Origin of the sequence: Paenarthrobacter sp. OM7 (assembly GCF_029873575.1) — a bacterium.
GTDB lineage: Bacteria > Actinomycetota > Actinomycetes > Actinomycetales > Micrococcaceae > Arthrobacter.
This window is the reverse complement of sequence record NZ_CP123579.1, coordinates 886,117-904,534: the sequence shown is the minus strand read 5'-3', so window position 1 is coordinate 904,534 and position 18,418 is coordinate 886,117. Positions and strand designations below refer to the sequence as shown.

The window sequence follows — 18,418 nt, the reverse complement described above, 5'->3', positions numbered from 1 at the left end:
CATGGAACGGATCTGCACCTCACTGGTTGCGAGTTCCTCCGCGACCTGCTCAATCGTCAGGAACCGGCGCTTATTCATTTCATCGGGCATTCATCCATTCTAAAGTCCTGCAGCTGTGGAGTCCTTTGGCCGGCTACATGGGTTATGCTAATCGTTGGATTTATTGTTCGCTTTATGGGGGACGGGCATGAGTTTTAACTTTGGTGACGGCGCGGACGTCGGGATTGTCTTTAATGATGGCGCTGCCGACGCTGTGATCAGTGCTGCTGATTCAGCGGATCAGGTTCTGCGTGGCGAGGGTGAGTTCCTGGACGGGACCATGGATCATGCTGTGGAGGACTTCAAAGGCGGATACGCGCAGCTATTCACCCAGGCTTGTGCCATCAGGGCTGATGACCGCGCCAGGCTTGCCGGGGTTCTCGCAGCGTTGGCGGAGGACGTCCGGCAAGCAAAGCTCAAAGCGCAGGAGGAGAAGTCTCGGCTAAAGAAACTCACCGCCTGGCGGCAACGCGCCGATATCCGTGAACAACACTTTCAGACTTTCCAGAGCGTGGCGAGCGATCCGATGCCCATGGAATGGCCGGTCGCTGCACCGACGATTTCAGCGGTGTTCTCGGCGAGGGACCGGGCCCGGTTCGCCGGCGGAGCGGGGGGCGCAACCAGCTCGGCTGATCCTGGAAAGCTGCGGGAATTTGTAGCCCAGTCCCGCGCCTCCTCGAACATCCTGGACGCGGAGCTGGGGAGAGTCCGGAGCGCGTGGAGCGGATTCACCGCATCGTGTTCCTGGGTGAACATGGGCATTGTCACAGTTGTGTCCGGTTTCGAGCAGCTTCTGATGCAGAACGCCGCTGACGCGGCTTGGCTTGAGCAGATCGCCGCGGCATTCGAAACAGCCGGCAGCGGTTCCATGGTTGACACCATGCTCAACAGCGCCCTCATACAGTACGCGCCAGCCGGGCAAGTCGGTTTGAATGACGTCGGGGCCCTGAACGCCGATCAATTGAAAGCCTGGCTCGCCGCCCCTGCGAACAAGGACCGGCTTCAGGGGCTCCTCAGCCAACCGGGGCTTGACCCCGTGGTGATAGCCAAGTGGTGGGCCGGTCTTGGCCAGACCGTCGCCGGCAGAACAATTAAACCCGGTGCTAGTCAGAAGCTCCTGATCGAAGCCCTCCCCGGGGTTATCGGGAACCTGAACGGAGTCACCGCCACTGCCCGGAATGAAGCCAACCGGATACGTCTCTTTACCGAGCAGGAGCGCATCAACGCCGAACTCGCCAGGACGCCGGAGTCCTTGTTCACCAGCACAGGGCGGTCCATTCAAAACCCGCACTGGATACAGCTGCAAACGCAGCAGAAAGCCCTTGACGGTATCGGTCAAGCCCTCGTCAACGCGGGAGCCTCAGGCGAAGCTGCCCTGCTCGGTTTCGACCTCACCCACGGCCCACCGAAGGCACAGGTCTCTGCGGGCAACCCCGATACGGCCGACAACGTTACCTACGCAGTGTCCGGCATGCTCATCACACCGCAAAGCGGCTTCAACGACTGGGCAACAAACGCCGCGAACCTCCAGAAGCGACAAAGCCGAAACGACCCGGGCAAGTCCTTTGCGGTGGTGGCATGGATCAACTACGAGCCTCCCACTGTTCCGACCGTGAACAGCGGCGATGCCGCCCGGGCCGGTGCCGACCGGTTCGTCGCAGACCTTCAGGGGTTCAACGCCGTCAGAGAGGGTTTGGGCAACAGGACCCCGGAAACCCTGAACGTACTGGCCCATTCCTACGGCACCACCGTGACGTCCAACGCTCTTGCTGCTGCGGATTTGCGCGTCGCCTCCTTCACGATGCTCGGCTCCGCGGGCATAGAAAAAGAGATCCGAAACACCGGAGACCTCCACGTCCCAGCCGGCCAGGTCTACGCCACCCACGCCGCAGGCGATGGACTGGCCCAAATGGGCCGCTTCCTGCGCCAGGATCCGCGCCTGGAATCCTTCGGCGCGAAAGTGTTCTCCTCAGAAGAGGCCACGATCGACGGGACCCAATATCACGGCACCACAGAACACAACACACTGGTACATGAAAATGGCGGCAACGGCTACGGGTATCTAAACAAGGACACCACCGCTCTGTACGAGGCGGCCCTGACAACAACCGGCAACGGAGACCGTATCCTGCCAGGCGCACGACCAGTATCGCCACCGGCCGGATTTGCGGGCCGGTGAACAACTCAGGAAGAGTGAACCGCATGCCCCATGAACCCAAGAACCGTCTAAAGGCGCGCCGCATAATTGTCGCGTTGTTTTGCGCGAGCATTGCACTGAGTGCCTGCACGCCCCCTACCCCGGAGAACACCATGACCGGCTCAAGCAATCCCAGCGACCCCGCAACCGTCAAAGCCCAGGTCGAAGAACTTAAACAGGCCCTCGCGGACCTCCACGCCTTCAAAACGGAAACCCAAAAAGCTATCGGACCCCAGAAGTGGAAGGACGAAGGTCTCCGAAACATGAGCTGCAGCACCAGCGACGGCAAAGACGGCGTGAACTACAGCGTCCTGAGCCAAACTATGGAGCCCCTCGATTTGGAAGCGTCTGTGGAGCTGGTCAAGGCGTTCTGGGAATCCAAGGGTTTCACTACGCAAACCGAACCACGGGATCCAGGGCTCATCGACCTCAACGCTGCCGGGAACGACGGACACCGAATCTCCTTCACCGCAAATGTAAAAGGCTCCAGTCTGGAGATGGACAGCGTCTGCGTTGCCGGGGACCAAACCGCAATCTACAAAGAGCTGTATCCCGAAAATTTCGGCCTCCCTGCCAACCCCAGCACCTCGTCGACCGCAAAGTAGAGCTGTTACAGCACGTTTCTCTCTGATCAGAGCCGATTCCGCGGTGCAGGTTCTCCGTTCCAAAAAGGCCGGTTTTCCGGGTGATGCCGTGAAGTATGCCGGTACGGAGGCGAGAACTTCGTCAAAACAACTGTAGTCTTAGCCCGAGAAATTCGTCTTGGGACTCACTACCGGTAAATATGAGATAAGCCTCGGCGGAAATACTCGGTGTGTTCCCGACCCGGAAAGAAATTCCGCTGGAAGATCGGCTGCACGGAAAGCTGACGGTCTGGCCAGGTGGGCCTCCTGGGTGTAATACCTTCGGAGTTGCCCGTCGCTTCGGGCCGCTATCGATTAGCGCGTGTACGGCTTCCAAGCGTCAAGAACGGTGATGAGCGGCCTGATTTCCCCGTTGGCCTGGGTAATTGCGGCATCGCAGGCTTCGCTTCGTTTGTCTTCGCAGGCGATCGGTGCAGGATTCTTGGCCCAGGACATCCAAGCTGGTAAGCGTCCGGGCGACCAGGCTTTGCAACTCAGCAGGCGGGGTAGGAAGCCTTCGGACCTGAACAGCCGCTTGCTTCGCAGTCAACGCCACCGTGCTCACGGAGTACCCGCAGGTAGTCCGCTTGGCGAAATCAATGGCGGTGTCCCCTATCGACGCCAAGGCGCAGGCAACAATGTTGTCTTCGTACTCACGCCAGGCCTCTTCACGTTCGGTGATGATGCTCGCGAACTGTTCGGCGGACGCCGTGGGAGTCGGCGTAGGCGTAGGGGTCGATGTTGCCGAAGAGGGAGCGCCGGCCTCCGCAGCTCCACCGGGCCCTGCGCAACCAGTAGCTGCGAGCGGAGACATGACGATGCACAGCGCCAGCACCTTGAACAGTTGTTGATGAACGGTGGAACTCATTTGGCCTCCTGGGCCTAGGCGGGAGTTGTGATCATCAAACTTTGTCCGCCCCTCCGCGTACCCTCATGGGCATGGCGAAGTTTGACCCTGAGGGTTTCCAGAAGATGATGGCTGAACTCAACGAGGAGGACCGCGGCGCCGTGGTTGTGCGCAGCCCGTACGAGGACATGGAATCAGACCTGGAGTACCTTTCAACTGGCAAGAACTAGCCCCGCAAGCCTATGTACGCGTAGACATCTTCTGTCGTAGCGTCTAGCGAAGGTGCCGCTCTCAGAACTTCACTCTCCAAGGTGTCCACGTGTGCCTTGGAGGCTGCTATCCATGCACTGTGCGCCTGGAAGTCGTCACCAGTTAAGCCTTCGCTGGCCTCTTGCAGACGAGACAGGAACGCGCGTCTTTCAGTGACCTGCTTCCATACCTCGAAGCGCTTCTCGAATTCAGCAAGCTGCCTCTGCACAAGTATGGAGCGTCCGACTATTCTGCGGAGCTCGGGCATGTGATCGTCAGCCAAGCGAGCCAGCCGCAGGTCTTCTTCCCTACGCCTTAGGGCGAATGTGGATTCAGCTTCTGCTTCACGAAAGAACCGCGGCAGGGAAAGTGGCGCGCCCATGGAACCACCCCAACTGACTTCAAGCTGACCCGTGGGAACAAAAGTGTTCTGCCTGTCGCGCATCCACGCAGGAGTCTTCGGGTCTGTTCGAACATAGTATTTCTGCCTTTCGGAACCAGTCCCGCGCGTTTCCGAGACGTTAACCGTAATGACCATGTGTGGGGGCCTGATTTGAATGTGAGCACCCTCCGCTAATTTCCCATCCGACGGGCTAGGATCGCCGTGCATGTATGTGCCCCACCCTCGCCGGCGGGCTTCCTGGCGAATCTGCTGAAGGATCAGCGCAGCAGGCTCGGGTATGGGACTCCATTGCCGTAGAAAGTATCCGATGCGAGGTGGTTTCGGCTGAGCCGCGTACTAGTTCAGGCGGATCGAGGGGGTCAGCATCTACTGCCGGTGTTTTAGTGCAGACTTCTAATTGCGGAAGCATTTCGGTGTCCCAAGGAGTAACTTTCCAAAATAAAGAGAAGATTGCGTCGTCTTTCATGAAAGGCAGTGTGTTCGAGTTCGACATCGGTGTGACAGGAAGACGATGTCCAATAGAAATAGACCTTCTGAAGGCAAGGCTCCCAGGCGGAAGTTTCAGAGGCTCTGGCAGGTAGCAGGAGTCCTCATACTCCCTCTCGGGTTTCGTCAATTCATTGCTTGCAGCTATTAAGTACTAGTTCCAGCATGCTTACTGGGCTCATCACTGCGTGAACGGCGCCAGACCGATGCGTTCCGGTGCAATTTGCGGAACAGCCAGATGCACTTAATCCAGCACCATCCAGTAGGTTCCGTCGAGCGATCGCCAGTGTAACCCTGCGAACTGCCGTCGCCCGTCAGCGGGGGTCGAAGCGCCGACCTTCCTCCTTGGACGGCATAAGCGCCAAAATCAAAACAGCCAGTCCGCCGACCATCGGAACAAGCCCAACGAACGCAAGCGGACCCGCAAGATTTGCATCATGCAAACGCCGCCAAAGCAACGACAGCTGAGGCACCACAATGGCCAGCCCCAGAACAACGACGAGAATGAAACCTACCACCATGAGGCTTCCAGTCGGGGCATTCACGATACCAGGAGCGGCCTCATAGAACACTTCTTTACCGGTGGCCGGATCGAAACCCATGGATTGCACATTAGGGTTCTGTTGAGCCCAGGAGTACTGGCCACGAACCCGACAGTCATCACGAGGTATGGGACCACCATCACCAGGAAAACGAAAAGCTGACTCCACCAGAACTCACTCCGCGAGGCGCGATCAGCGAACTTCGCATACTTGGCAAAGAACCGCTTCACCGACTTACCAAACGACGCTCCATATAGAGGACCAGCCAGCTCACCCGAACCTTTAACCTCCGCAACGCCTCCGCCTGCAGGATCAACAGTCTTCATATCCATCTGTCTTCATGTCCTTCCCAGAAATATCTATAGAAACCAACAAACAACTATCTTCCGAACGCAAACGTTCTGCGCCCGATAATCTCTTCCGTAGAAGATAACTTGAATGAGCAGAACGAATAACCACTGATCAGAAGTGGAAACCTCACGAATTAGACCTTCCCGCGAAACCTCCCTTTTTGGCAGCTCAAGCCATCTGGTGCACTGAACACAAACACAGTCACCAGCTAAAAGCTAACGATGTTCACCGGCAGTCAGCGTCAAGCCAATCAATGGGCCGAGAGGGCATCCCGTCCACAGCGCACCGCCCGTCAAGCCAATCACCGGGATAACATTGGAAAGAACTGCGAAGGCTAAGCTGCCTAGGATGATGGTGGCACCAAACGATAACGTGGCGGCGAAGTTGGATTTCCAATACGTCACACATCCAATGCCAAGGGCAGTAGCAACAAGGACAATAGCGTTAGCAATCCAAACGGATATTCCGTACTCTTCAGTCCTATTGACGCACAGAACCAGCATGAGAATTCCCGGTATAACGCTCCCGGTCCAGTAATACCATTCCGGAGCGACTCGTTTAGTTGGCGCATACACCCTTTGCTTCGAGATCATCTTCGTTCACTTCCACAACTCGTCAACAACGACATTTGTGCTCAAACCCCTCGCTCCTTCAATACTTCAGCACTCATCCTGCTGCGGCGAGGCCGCCACGGGATGAGCCGTCGTTGCTTTCAGGTCCGCGTCGTTCAGGGGCCCGCAACCCGGTCGGGTCAGGAGTGTTGAGGGGATTGTTCCCGGCGTAGCAGTAGAGGCAGACTCAGCAGCGCGCCCCATGCCAAACCCGGAAAGCGACCTCAACGAGATGTCGTCTCCACCCAAGACCGGAAAATTCACGCCACCACAGAACGGAAAGAAATACTAAGTTCCGAAGTAACCGCCTGCAGTAAGGATGGACTGACCCATAACCCACTGGCCAGCAAGACATGCCATGATCATGGCTGTTCCTAGAATGTAGGTCCCGACGCGAGATCCCTTTCGCATCCGGTGCGCATCGGGCTTTCTACCGGACCGCCAAAAGAGGAAGAGCACAAGAAACACAATGAGCATGGCCATCTGCATTGGAATCCCATTGCCAGAGCGATCAAACCTTTCGTCGTAGGGCATTCGCGTATCCCAAGGGACGTGAGTGAAAACAAACACTGCAATACCTACACAAAGCAATGCGACAATCACGCAAAGTATGTCTATATATCTACAGGCTTTCCTTCCCAATCGCAGATCTTCATCCGTGAAATCATCCTTTGCCTCCGAATTCCCCTTTGCACCATTCTCATCATCTACCACAGTGGCGCCCCTGTTCCTTGCTTTACAACTTCATTGCCCACAAATTTCACGCTTTCAACGATAGCCCCGGCATGCGCTCCGCCGTAGGCTGCCATGCTGTGAGTCATCCAGCCTGGATTGGGACTCAGTTCCGCGGCCCCTGGGAAGCGTGTAAGCAGCCCCCCGCCCAGTCCGTCATAGACCATCTCCGCGGCTCCGTAGCCCTCACCACGAATCGCATGATCAACGGAGCCACCAGCGAGTGATCCTCCCGCGCCGACACCGTATTGAACGAATGACGAGAACCGACCTGTCAGCGGTTGGGCTAAATAGCCCGCTTGGGAGCCAATGGCTCCGCTGACGATACCGCCACCTGCAGCTCCGAGGACGCCCTCGGGTTTCCACTCGTTCGGTGATCGCTGTACAAGGTACATGCCTGTGTTGCCTAGTCCCCCCGATATCCCATTCGTCAGTGCCGCCCGGCCCATCTGCTGGGCCGACAACTGCGACAAGTAACTCCCCGCACCGGCACTGACACGGGACACCCCCGCAGTGACCGCAGTCCCAACACGCGAACCCACAGCCGACACAGCAGATCCTGCCCTGGCCGCACCCGACGCAACCACGGAGCCCGCACGGCCCATCGCAGGAAGCAACTGCGTACTCACTGCCGTACCAGCCCGACCGAGCCCTGCCGTCACAACGCTGCTGACCTTCCCAGCCAACGGCCCTGCAACCACGCCAACGGCACCCGTCAAGGCCACCTGCCCCCAATTGACCGAACCGGTGGTTGCTTTCTGGATGATCGTGTCAGCACCCGCACCGATCAAGGCCAAACCAACCGGCCCACCAACACCGGTAGCCATCAACACACCACCAGCAATCACCATCGCACCACCAGCCAAATACTCCCAGTTGTCTCCGAGCCAGTCCCCGGTCGCTGCGAGGGCGCCCCGGGAGGAGCCGTCGTAGGCTTTCAGGTCAGCATCGGTCAGGGGACGCAGGCCGGTGGGGTCGGTGGTGTTGAGGGGGTTGTTTCCGGCGTAGGAGTAGGGGTTGCCGTCCCAGCCCGCGCCAAGGACGGGGGCGAGGGGGTCGGTGGAGAGGAATCCCCGGGTGACCGGGTCGTAAGCGCGCTTGCCGAGCCATTTGAGTCCGACGATGTCGATCCCGGCACCAGCGGTCAGGGCAATACCGGCCGGCTCCGGGTCCGGGCTCTGTGGTCGAATTACGACGGCGACACGAACCGTGCCGCTTTCACCGACGCGCCGGAGCTACTATCACCTAAATACGCCGCGTGCCGGGTCAGCAGTTTGGCGATACCCGTGCCAAATTTGCCGAAGTAGAAGCGGCCCACGCCCAAGTCACCGAGAAGGAGGGCCAATAGGCATGGAGTTAGAAATGACTGTCTGGACCACTGACATGGGAAATTTGCTGACTTCCGGTTGACTGCTAGCCTGCCGGGCCTTGCCAACCGAAGTCGGTTGGCGTCTTGGCGCGCACGTCAGGCGTGACGTTCACTCACAACCACCATCAACGATGACTACCGCGTTCTGTCGCGCTTGTTTATGTAAAATTGCCAGCCTCGCGCAGGATTGTTATGGCCAACATCACCTGAAAGGAAATGAGCACAAAGATTGTTGCTGGTCCGGAAATATAGCGCAGTTTGCGCGCTTTTTCACGAGGGCGATTCTCACTAAACACTCGTTCCGTTGCCCAAAATAGGAAAAGACCAACGACAGGTAGAGCAAGAGCAAAAGGTATTGGTATATGCTTCCCATAATAGATGATCCCGGTATCAATGGGAACATTCACAACGACAAATATCGAAACACCAAGGCAAACAATAAAGCCGACAATACAAATTACGTCTATATAGACGCATGTCTTTTTCGACTTCCAGGCAATTTCACTTACTAATTCCCGCTGCGGAACATCGCTCCTCAATTTGGGATCTACCGGATCATTCACCACGGCCCCTCCCAGCTCATTAAACGTCGATACCAACAAGCCTAAGACTTGCGTCCCCAGCTACTCCGGTCAAAGCACAGCTCACACCTCACAACGCGCCCAGCCCTACCAGGTGCAATCACTAGTGACCGCACAGCGGCAGGCCGCGTCCTGGTTGATGCCGGAAACCAGCACTCCACCGATGACGCCGTAGCTTGGCCAGAAACGTAGGGCCAAGCAGTGAGCTATTTCCCGAAAGCATGTCCTGTCCACCAGGACCATCATCCATTGCAACCTCCGTCCAGCCCCTTGTCCGAGCGCCCACCTATCGTCGTTCACCAGCAGTCAATGTCAGTCCAATCAATAATCCCAGAGGGCACCCCGTCCATAATGCGCCCCCAGTCAACGCAGCCACCGGAATGACATGGGAAAGCCCAGCGAAGGCTAAACTTCCTAAGACGATCGCGGCACCAAACGATAGCGCGGCGGCAATATTTGATTTCCAATATGTTACGCAACCAACAGCTATGGCACAGAGGATAAGAACAATAAAGTTAGCAACCCATACAGATATTCCGAACTCTTCCGTTCTGTTGACGCACAGGATCAGCACAAGAATTCCCGGAACCACAACCCCAGTCCAATAATACCACTCCGGAATGGCCCGGACACTTAGGGTTTTATTACCTGATTCATTCTTCTTCATCTATTTTGGCCACATCTCATCCGTGTAAAAGTTTGCACCGGTTCCTATCCCTCCATTAGCAGCCTCAGTGAACACATTGCCCCAGTTGAAGTACTTTATCGGGGAAGGTGTATTTGGTCCGATAAGATCCCCGTAACCCTGCGGAATTTTGCCACGCAGCGATGCCAGAGTGGAAGACCCTGTACCCGCCATCACAGATGACACTCCGGACTTTAGCGGGTCGAAGGCTTCCCCGTTCACACCACTCTTCACCATTTCGCCTGCGAATCCAGCGCCGATATTGATGCCAAGGGTCGAACCATACTGGAGGCTCTTGGTGGCAGCATGGCCCGCTGCAGGGCCAAGGGCCCCGCTGATAACGTTTGTGGCGGCGCCTCCGGCAACGCTCCCTAACAGTCCTTGGGCCGTCCAAGGACCTCCTTTCTGAACGCGCTCGCGGAGGTAATCTATCGCCCCAACTACACTGCCTGACGCCCCGCTCCCGACCATGTCTTTCATCACACCTGCACCGAATCTCCGCGCGATGACGGCGGCATTTCCTGTCCCACGGGTCAGTGTCGAAGTCGCGTTTGAAGCCATGCTTCGCGCAGCCTGCTGTGCCACCACTTTCCCAACAATATGCGAAGCAGTTTTAGTAATGGCAACCCCGACTCCGCCGCCGATTATGCCGAGGCCGCCGGAGATGGCTGCTTGGCCCCAGTTGACTTGGCCGGTGGTTGCTTTTTGGATGACTACGTCGACGCCGAAGCTCATCAGTCCCATGCCCGCGACTTGGCCGCCGGGGACGAACATCAGCACGGCCCCGCCGACCACAGCGGCCCCTCCGACGACGTATTCCCAGTTGTCTCCGAGCCAGTCGCCTGCTGCGGCGATGGCGCCGCGGGAGGAGCCGTCGTAGGCTTTCAGGTCGGCGTCGGTGAGCGGCCGCAGGCCGGTGGGGTCAGAAGTGTTGAGTGGGTTGTTCCCGGCGTAGGAGTAGGGGTTCCCGTCCCAGCCCGCGCCCAGGACAGGGGCGAGAGGGTCGGTGGAAAGGAAGCCCCGGGTAGCCGGGTCGTAGGCGCGTTTGCCGAGCCATTCGAGTCCGGCGATGTCGATCCCGCCACCAGCGGTCAGGGCGATACCGGCTGGCAACACACCACCGGCACCCAAACCCGCACCAGCACCGGCACCAGCCAGCCCGGCACCGTTTGTTGTGGGACTGCCCGGGGGTGGGGGTGGTGGGGGTTCCGAGGACGGCCCAGGGGTCGTGTTGGTCGGTGGGGCGGGCGGTACGCCACCCCGGCGCGGTCCACGCCGCGCCTGTGCCGGTGACCCCGCCGGGCAAGGACAACACCTGGGTGGTGTTGATCCCGGCCAGGGTCGGCACGGGTGCGGCGGTGTCCCACCACAACGTCGCCCCGTCCACGGTGGTGAGTTCACCGAGCGCGTCGACGTGGAGCCGGTGCCGGGACACCTCGGCCCCGTCCCGGTCCTTCTCGATGGTTCCGGTGAGGTAGCCGATGGGGCCCCAGGCATATTCGGTCCAGGACCCGTCCGCCCCGATCACCCTGACCCGTCGGCCCAACCCGTCATACACGTACTCGGTGACCGCACCGTCAGGTTCCATCACAGTTAGGAGCTGGCCTGCGGCGTCGTACTCAAACGTTCGGGCCCCGGTGGGGGTGGTTTCGCGGAGAAGCCGCCCACCGGCGTCGTACTCCCACCCCACCACCTTCGCGGTGGTTCCTGTTTCTGTGGTGGTGGTGGTGGCGGAGACCAGTTGCCCGGCAGTGGTCCGTGATGACCACCCGGCGACGGGTTGGGTCGCGTTCGATGGCGGCGATCAATGCACCGTCCACCGCGGTGGTCGCTTCCCGGCCCGCAGTGTCGTAGGTCCACGTGGTCGTGCGCCCGTCAGGATGCAGGCTGTTGCTTCTGGTTTCTTTTCTTATCACCCTAGACAGAGAAATCGAGCCGCTGGGCCCCCACGGAGACGTGAGCTAAGCTCCAGCGCTAGCAGCAAGCCAAAGCACTTCCTCAAATTTCAGTTGCTTCGGAAATTTTCTTGCCCAGCGCACAGCCAACAACTCCCCCCGCGGCCGAGGTCAGCGCACCAATCGATAGTCGTGAGCCGACGGAATGCCGCTCCTAAGGTCCTTCATGACAACACGAGAGAACCAGCCAATATCAAACTCATAATCTTTGCCAATTTCGAAAGAAGAAGAAATTTCCTGTTGATTTTCAAAAGTTATACCTTGCGATATGGAAATCGTTCCGCAGTTCGACGTTTCGACTAAAACGCCAGCGCTCGAGGCGGAGCCTCTGGAGCCCCCTGAATTCGTATTCGGCGATGCAGAAACTACCTTGCAACGAATGCTTTCAACTGCAATCGAATCCCAAGTGGGAATAAGCAGAACGAATAAACCAGCTACCAGGATAAGGACTCCCGTAAGCTTCCAGAACCGCTTAGATCTGCGGTTGGGGTTCTGCTGTTCTGAAGCATCGATATTGTTCTTCGACATCCATTTTCCTGTTCCTCACCAACCACTTGAACGACGTCCGCTCAGTGGGCCTGTTGCACCGTTGGCAAATCCTTGAACGGCTCCATTTACGAGGTCATCCGTGGTAGCAGTACCCGGCTGCAGCTCTGTGTTGACTGCACCCACAATTCCACCACCGATCCGATTGACCACCTGCTCAGTCACGACCGAACCCCAATTGTAGGGTGCGCCGCTGTGAGAGCCTCTGGAGATTGGGCCTGTCCAATTGGGCAAGCGCGCAGCCACGTCATCAGCCCATGCGGCTCCCGCCTTGCCGACAACCCAGGATCCCCCAGCGCCGGTCAAGAATCCGGTTCCGGCCGTGGCGAGGTACCCTCCGATCGTCTGATCTTCTTTATCGTCAAGGGCATAAGCCACGACGTTGCTACCCGACCCGCCCACACCGGCTGACAAGGTGCTCCGAACGGTCGTGCTTCCCAGCACTGTGTTTGCCCTCGTCACGAGAGACGACGTTGAGCCCATGGATGTCGCCACTCGAGTCGCGTTCGCAGCACGTGCCAGCAGACCGCCCGCGGCCCCGCCAAACCCACCGCCGACAGCGCCAATGGCGGCATCCTGCCATACCTTTCCCATGTCGACTTTTCCAGAAGAAGCCTTCTGCACGATCACTGAAGCTCCGCCCGATGTCAGCGCGCCCGCAGCCGCTCCGACGAGGGCCATTCCAACTGGTCCTCCAACACCGGTGAACATCAGCCCCACACCCACGGCGATCGCGGCCCCGGCAGCGACGTACTCCCAGTTGTCTTTCCACCAGTCCCCGGCTGCGGCGAACGCGCCGCGGGAGGAGCCGTCGTAGGCTTTCAGGTCAGCGTCGGTCAGGGGCCGCAAGCCAGTGGGGTCAGTGGTGTTCAGGGGGTTGTTCCCGGCGTAGGAATAGGGGTTCCCGTCCCAGCCCGCGCCCAGGACCGGAGCGAGCGGGTCGGTGGAGAGGAACCCCCGGGTGGCCGGGTCATAGGCGCGCCGGCCGAGCCATTCGAGCCCGGCGACGTCGATCCCGCCACCTGCCGTCAGCGCGATACCGGCAGGCAACACACTAGCCAACCCACCAGCGGAGCTTACTCCTGCACCTGCGTTGGTTGTTGTGGTGGGGTGTGGGGTGGTGGGGGTGCCGAGGACGGCCCAGGGGTCGTGTTGGTCGGTGGGGCGGGCGGTACGCCACCCGGGCGCGGTCCACGCGTCTCCGATGCCGGTGACCCCACCGGGCAAGGACAACACCTGCGTGGTGTTGGCACCGGCCAGGGTCGGCACGGGCGCGGCGGTGTCCCACCACAACGATGTCCCGTCCACGGTGGCAAGTTCACCGAGCGCGTCGACGTGGAGCCGGTGCCGGGACACCTCGGCCCCGTCCCGGTCCTTCTCGATGGTTCCGGTGAGGTAGCCGATGGGGCCCCAGGCATATTCGGTCCAGGACCCGTCCGCCCCGATCACCCTGACCCGTCGGCCCAACCCGTCATACACGTACTCGGTGACCGCACCGTCAGGTTCCATCACAGTTAGGAGCTGGCCTGCGGCGTCGTACTCAAACGTTCGGGCCCCGGTGGGGGTGGTTTCGCGGAGAAGCCGCCCACCGGCGTCGTACTCCCACCCCACCACCTTCGCGGTGGTTCCTGTTTCTGTGGTGGTGGTGGTGGCGGAGGTCAGTTGCCCGGCGGTGTCGTACCCGTACCGGGTGGTGACCCCGCCCCGGGACAGGCCAGTGATCCTGCCGCCGTCCTCCCGGCCAATCAGGGTCACATCAGCTGTTCCTGGGTCATCGGTGGTGGTTCGGATGTGTTCTGCAAGGTCCCCGTCCCGGTAGACCCATTCCTGGGTGTAGTTCCCGGCGGTCGCCGAAACGATGCGCCCGGAGGGGTCGTGGGTGAAGGTGGCGTCCCCGAGCAACGGGTTCGAGACCTTCACAACCCGCCCGGCGGGGTCGCGGGTGTAGCGGGTGGTGGTCCCGGTGGGGTCGGTGAACCCGATCCGGTTCCCGTCACCGTCGTACTCCCACCCCAGCGCCTGCGTCCCGTTCCCGTTGGACTTTCGGGTGAGGAGGCCGCGGCGGTCAAAGCACAGTTCGTGCTCCACCGCATACCCCGCCCCACCCGTGTGGTCCGTGATGACCACCCGTCGGCCCGCCAGGTCGCGTTCGATGGCGGCAAGCAGTGTCCCGTCCACCGCGGTGGTCGCTTCCCGGCCGGCAGCGTCGTAGGTCCAGGTGGTCGTGCGCCCGTCAGGGTCCGTTTGCGACAACTGCCGGCCCGCCGGATCATACGTCGCCGTGGTGGCCCTGCCGAGCGGGTCCGTCACACTATCGACCTTGTCCGTGGCCGTATACGTCCGGGTGGTCACCCCACCCAAAGGGTCGGTGATCTTAGTGAGGCGGCCGCGGGTGTCGTACTCGAACCCGGTCCTGCCCCCCACCCCGTTCGTCGTGGACACTAACTCCCCGGCAAGGTTGTATTCAAAGCGGCGGGTCCCGTACCAGGAATCCTGGGAGAAGCTCAGCCGCCCGACCTTGTCATACCCGTACCGGGCCGTCCCCTCCCCCGGCGTATGCCTCGCGGTCAACCGCCCACAGGCGTCGTAGGCGAAGGTTTCGACCTCCCCGGTCGGCAGTCTCCTCGCGGTGAGGCGCTGGTCCGGGTTGTAGGACAGTTCCGTGACCGCCCCGACCGGGTCAACACTGCGGAAGGGTCGGCCGCAGTGGTCGTACTCGAACCGGGTCACCGCCCCTGTGGGGGAGGTGATCGAGGTGATCTTCCCCGCGGCATCGCGGCCCAGGACCGTCAACCCGCCCTCACCATCGACCAATTCAACCGGGTTCCCCGCACCGTCGTAAGACACCAGCTCCGCGGACCCGTCGACAGATTCGATTTTCGTGGGGCGGCCGTACTCATCAAAACTGTAAGTATTCGTGGCGAACGCATCGGTCAGGGACGCCGTCCCGTTGGACCGGTCCGTGACCGCTCCGGTCCGGACACCGGTCGGATCAACGACGGCGGTGAGGGCACCGACCGTGTCGTACTCCCGCACCCAGTCATGCCCGCCCGGGTCCGTGACTGCGATGAGCCGGGAGAGGTTGTCGTGGGTGAACCCCCACTTCGCCCCGTCCGGCAGCACCGCGGCGGTGAGGTTCCCGAGCTCATCAAACACCCGTTCCACGACCCGGCCGAGCGGGTCGGTGGTGCGGGCCAGTTCCCCGTTGGGGGCGTACTCGAACACGGTCCGGCCCCCATCGGGGGCGATCATTGCGGTGGTCCGGCCCGCAGTGTCGTGCTCGAACGCCCACACCGCCCCGTCCGGGTCCACCCGACGCACCAGTACCCCGGCATCGTCGTAACTGAACCGGGTCTCAGCCCCCGACGGGGTCAACGCCGTCACCGGACGACCCGCCCGGTCCCGCACGATCCTCGCAGTGTCACCGGCCGCGTTGGACGTTCCGATGAGGTCTCCGAACGTGTCGTACTCAAAACCGATCACCACCCCGGCAGGGTCGGTGACCTGGGTCAGGAGTCCGTCCCGCCACCGAAGCCCGGTCCGGCCGCCCAGCGGGTCCACGATCACGGACGGGTCCCGGGACAGGTCATCGGCGTACTCATAGGCCACGACGGCACCGGATGCGGTGACCAAGGTCCTCAGACGGTCGTGTTCGTCCCACCCGTAGGTCAGGTCCGCGCCTTCGGGGGTGACGGTGCGGATCTTCCGGCCGCGGGTGTCGTAACCGTGGACCGTGACCGCGCCGTCACGCTCAGTCAAAGACACCAAGTTCCCGTGTCCGTCATAGGACATGGACTGGCGCCGGTCCTCCGCGTCCAACACCCCCACCAGCCGGCCCTTGGAATCAGCGACCCAGGAATTGGACCGGGACCCGTCCTCATCGGAGACCACCGTGACCCGGCCCGGTAAATACGCGAACCTCGTCCGCCGCCCATGCTGTGTGACCTGCCAAACCACACGGCCGGCCTCGTCATAGCTGTTCTCGGCCTCCACCACACCCGCAGCAGAAACCACCGAGGCGATCAGACCCTGCTCGTTCCACCGATACACCCTCGTGCCGGCCTCCGTGCCCACCGTGACCAACCGGCCCGTGGCGTCGTAACCATACTCAACCCGCCGCCCATCCGATGAACGAACCACCGCGACAACACCACCGACGTAGTCGATCTCCACGAACCGGCCCCGGACATGCACCAACCGGTCAACCACCCCCGGCACGCCGCCATCGACCGAACTCTCCGCATCCGGCGCAGCCGGTGTGTGGCGGTGGGCGGAGATGGTCCGGCCGGACCCCGCCCCGGTCCCGAGCCACACCCCGGCGATCGTGTAAGCCCACCAACCGCCCTGGTTATCGGTCACGACCAACACCTCGGAGACACCTGTAGGGACCGAGGACAGCTCCGCCAACCACGGTGTGCCGGCATCTTCGCGGGTGAGCCAGTAATTCTCCCCGACCGCACGGGCCCAGCCTGCACCCTCGCGGGGGAAGTCCACCGCCCGGCCGTCAGCCAGCACCCAGCGGCAGCCCTCATCGGTCAGGACCAGGTGCTGGTCCAGGACCGAGGCCCACCCAGGACCAAACACCCCAACAGTGTCCAGGCCGGAACCGAGGGAGTTATACATCCGGGTGAGAACCAGGTCCGAGCTGGCCCCGGCGAACCCAAGATCTGTTTCGGGTTCAATGAAGTTACCCGTGGCCGTGTTCACCGGATCATTCGCATACCCGGACGAGGGCATCGCCCCGGCCGCGGTGGGCGGGTCAATGACCAGGCCCGTCCGGTTCGCCGAGACCCCGGCCGCGGCCAGTGCCTCGTTCACCGCCGCGTCCGAGAGGGTCGAGACCGCGCCCTCGCTGCCGGCGGCAGCGAACGCGTCCGCGACCACCACCGCCCACGCCGCGTCCGCCTCGTTCAACCGCAAATACTCCCGGAACGCCGTCACCACACCAGCGGCGTCGATCCGGCCCCACCCGCACCGGTCCGCGAACGAAGACAACTCCGACTCCAAGGACCCCGGCACCGACGCGATCCCGTCATCCAGGCCACGGGAACCCGCAGCGAAACTCCGCAACGACTCCGGACGGGCCGAGGACGTCCCGCCCCCGTACCCGCCACCCGGGCCCGGGGTCTCCCGCCGCCCCGACGCCGGAGACTCCGAAGGGAACGACGGCGCACTGCCGGGCTCCATATTCGGACGGGCCTCCTCACCCCAAAGGTTGTCCCAGCCCTCTTCGAGCCAGTTGCGGTTGTTATGCCGCCGCACCCACTCGTTGTTCTCCCGGCGCCGGTCATCCTCGTCCCGCGCCTCGGAAATCATGGTCCCCACATACCCGGCCACCGTCCGTAACGCCGCGGCCAGGGACTCCGCGTCCCGGGACGCCGTAGCCGCGTTCGCCGCGAACACCTCCGAAAAATGCCCCCGGAAATCCTCCCCCGCCGAGGTCACCAACGGCGTCCGCGAGCCCGAATGCTCCTGGACCCGCGACGCTGCGGACTCAAAAGCACCCTTCACCGACTCGGCAACCCCATACACAAACCGGCCACCATGGCCAGCATCGGAATCCGGCAACAACGGCATCTCAACGAACTCGGTCACAACCACAGCCCCCAACAGAACAAGAACGCGAACAAAACCCAACAACCCACAAAACCCGGCACCACAACCAACAAACCCGGCGCCACCAGACCACAGCGGAACGGCCGGGCAACCACACCGCACTAAAGCGGCACGATCACCCGGCCCTCACACCAAACCCACTACAAAATCAGGCCCCGCCACCAGCAGAGAAAATATCCTGCGAAATCTTCTGCAACTGACCGCGCAACTGCTCCAGCTCTTCCTTGGCCTTATCCAACGCAGCCTTCGTCTCCGGCCACGTCGAACCACGGAACTCAGCAGCCAACGGCCCATCCCACACATTCGGATCCGACAACACACGACCCTGCGCATCCAACGCCGAAATCTGATCCGTAAACCCACCAGTAATAATCGACTGCACCTGACCAATAGCAGCCTTGGCTTGCTCAGTAGACAACACACGCGACATAGAACTTTCCTCCCAATAAGAACAATCGCAACACCCAAGCCAAAAAACCCAGGCAACCAAACACCCACAAACTACCAACACCACCGAATAAATCCAACAAACAGACAAACAAAGTTCGAAAAACATGATTCGTTCGTGAACTGCGGGCGGTGCCCC

General features: G+C 60.9%; 14 protein-coding genes. 4 read left to right on the top strand and 10 right to left on the bottom strand.

Annotation, left to right across the window (positions count from 1 at the left end; genetic code table 11):
* Positions 1-187 precede the first annotated feature (187 nt).
* Together QEH68_RS04240 and QEH68_RS04235 are read left to right on the top strand one after the other, a co-directional pair.
* Complete coding sequence (locus tag QEH68_RS04240) at positions 188-2,218, top strand: alpha/beta hydrolase (RefSeq protein WP_280626725.1); 2,031 nt, start codon at positions 188-190, stop codon at positions 2,216-2,218.
* Between the two features lie 23 nt (positions 2,219-2,241).
* Positions 2,242-2,841 (top strand): hypothetical protein, encoded by a 600-nt coding sequence (locus tag QEH68_RS04235; protein ID WP_207596282.1) that lies wholly within the window; start codon positions 2,242-2,244, stop codon positions 2,839-2,841.
* Between the two features lie 358 nt (positions 2,842-3,199).
* Here the strand turns inward: QEH68_RS04235 and QEH68_RS04230 are convergent, their stop codons facing one another.
* Positions 3,200-3,727: a hypothetical protein gene (locus tag QEH68_RS04230; protein ID WP_280626723.1), complete on the bottom strand. Its 528-nt coding sequence runs from the start codon at positions 3,725-3,727 to the stop codon at positions 3,200-3,202.
* A gap of 71 nt (positions 3,728-3,798) precedes the next feature.
* Between QEH68_RS04230 and QEH68_RS04225 the strand changes: the two genes are divergently transcribed.
* Positions 3,799-3,936, top strand: coding sequence for a hypothetical protein (locus tag QEH68_RS04225; protein ID WP_280626721.1), 138 nt, complete (start codon positions 3,799-3,801; stop codon positions 3,934-3,936).
* Between the two features lie 1,222 nt (positions 3,937-5,158).
* On the opposite strand, the gene QEH68_RS04220 is transcribed toward QEH68_RS04225, so the two are convergent.
* From QEH68_RS04220 to QEH68_RS04195, 6 genes are all read right to left on the bottom strand, one after another.
* Complete coding sequence (locus tag QEH68_RS04220; protein ID WP_280626719.1) at positions 5,159-5,446, bottom strand: DUF805 domain-containing protein; 288 nt, start codon at positions 5,444-5,446, stop codon at positions 5,159-5,161.
* A gap of 1,609 nt (positions 5,447-7,055) precedes the next feature.
* On the bottom strand, positions 7,056-7,931 hold the full coding sequence (locus tag QEH68_RS04215) for a hypothetical protein (RefSeq protein WP_280626717.1): 876 nt from the start codon (positions 7,929-7,931) through the stop codon (positions 7,056-7,058).
* A 338-nt stretch (positions 7,932-8,269) separates the two neighbouring features.
* Positions 8,270-8,404 (bottom strand): TM2 domain-containing protein, encoded by a 135-nt coding sequence (locus QEH68_RS04210; RefSeq protein WP_232481627.1) that lies wholly within the window; start codon positions 8,402-8,404, stop codon positions 8,270-8,272.
* 203 nt (positions 8,405-8,607) lie between these two features.
* Positions 8,608-9,015: a hypothetical protein gene (locus tag QEH68_RS04205; RefSeq protein ID WP_280626716.1), complete on the bottom strand. Its 408-nt coding sequence runs from the start codon at positions 9,013-9,015 to the stop codon at positions 8,608-8,610.
* Between the two features lie 301 nt (positions 9,016-9,316).
* Entirely contained in the window at positions 9,317-9,697 is a 381-nt protein-coding gene (locus tag QEH68_RS04200) for a hypothetical protein (protein ID WP_280626714.1), read from the bottom strand.
* Positions 9,698-10,831 carry an RHS repeat-associated core domain-containing protein gene (locus QEH68_RS04195; protein ID WP_280626712.1) on the bottom strand — a complete coding sequence of 378 codons (1,134 nt, stop codon included), beginning with the start codon at positions 10,829-10,831 and terminating at the stop codon, positions 9,698-9,700.
* 122 nt (positions 10,832-10,953) lie between these two features.
* Here QEH68_RS04195 and QEH68_RS04190 point away from each other — a divergent pair, with 122 nt between their 5' ends.
* A complete protein-coding gene (locus QEH68_RS04190; RefSeq protein ID WP_280626710.1) occupies positions 10,954-11,193 on the top strand; it encodes a hypothetical protein in 240 nt (79 codons plus the stop codon).
* Positions 11,194-11,781: 588 nt separating this feature from the next.
* Here QEH68_RS04190 and QEH68_RS04185 read toward each other — a convergent pair.
* From QEH68_RS04185 to QEH68_RS04175, 3 genes are all read right to left on the bottom strand, one after another.
* The gene (locus QEH68_RS04185; RefSeq protein ID WP_207596280.1) at positions 11,782-12,198 is read right to left on the bottom strand and encodes a hypothetical protein; all 417 of its coding nucleotides are present in this window, start codon (positions 12,196-12,198) and stop codon (positions 11,782-11,784) included.
* 15 nt (positions 12,199-12,213) lie between these two features.
* Positions 12,214-17,811, bottom strand: coding sequence for a DUF6531 domain-containing protein (locus QEH68_RS04180; protein WP_280626708.1), 5,598 nt, complete (start codon positions 17,809-17,811; stop codon positions 12,214-12,216).
* Between the two features lie 169 nt (positions 17,812-17,980).
* Positions 17,981-18,388 (bottom strand): hypothetical protein, encoded by a 408-nt coding sequence (locus QEH68_RS04175; protein ID WP_280626706.1) that lies wholly within the window; start codon positions 18,386-18,388, stop codon positions 17,981-17,983.
* Between the last annotated feature and the right edge of the window lie 30 nt (positions 18,389-18,418).

Coding starts and splice junctions, on each gene's coding strand:
- QEH68_RS04175 (WP_280626706.1), bottom strand. CDS start 18,388: ATGTTTTTCGAACTTTGTTTGTCTGTTTGTTGGATTTATTCGGTGGTG.
- QEH68_RS04235 (WP_207596282.1), top strand. CDS start 2,242: ATGCCCCATGAACCCAAGAACCGTCTAAAGGCGCGCCGCATAATTGTC.
- QEH68_RS04220 (WP_280626719.1), bottom strand. CDS start 5,446: ATGGGTTTCGATCCGGCCACCGGTAAAGAAGTGTTCTATGAGGCCGCT.
- QEH68_RS04225 (WP_280626721.1), top strand. CDS start 3,799: ATGGCGAAGTTTGACCCTGAGGGTTTCCAGAAGATGATGGCTGAACTC.
- QEH68_RS04240 (WP_280626725.1), top strand. CDS start 188: ATGAGTTTTAACTTTGGTGACGGCGCGGACGTCGGGATTGTCTTTAAT.
- QEH68_RS04185 (WP_207596280.1), bottom strand. CDS start 12,198: ATGTCGAAGAACAATATCGATGCTTCAGAACAGCAGAACCCCAACCGC.
- QEH68_RS04215 (WP_280626717.1), bottom strand. CDS start 7,931: ATGGTGATTGCTGGTGGTGTGTTGATGGCTACCGGTGTTGGTGGGCCG.
- QEH68_RS04230 (WP_280626723.1), bottom strand. CDS start 3,727: ATGAGTTCCACCGTTCATCAACAACTGTTCAAGGTGCTGGCGCTGTGC.
- QEH68_RS04200 (WP_280626714.1), bottom strand. CDS start 9,697: ATGAAGAAGAATGAATCAGGTAATAAAACCCTAAGTGTCCGGGCCATT.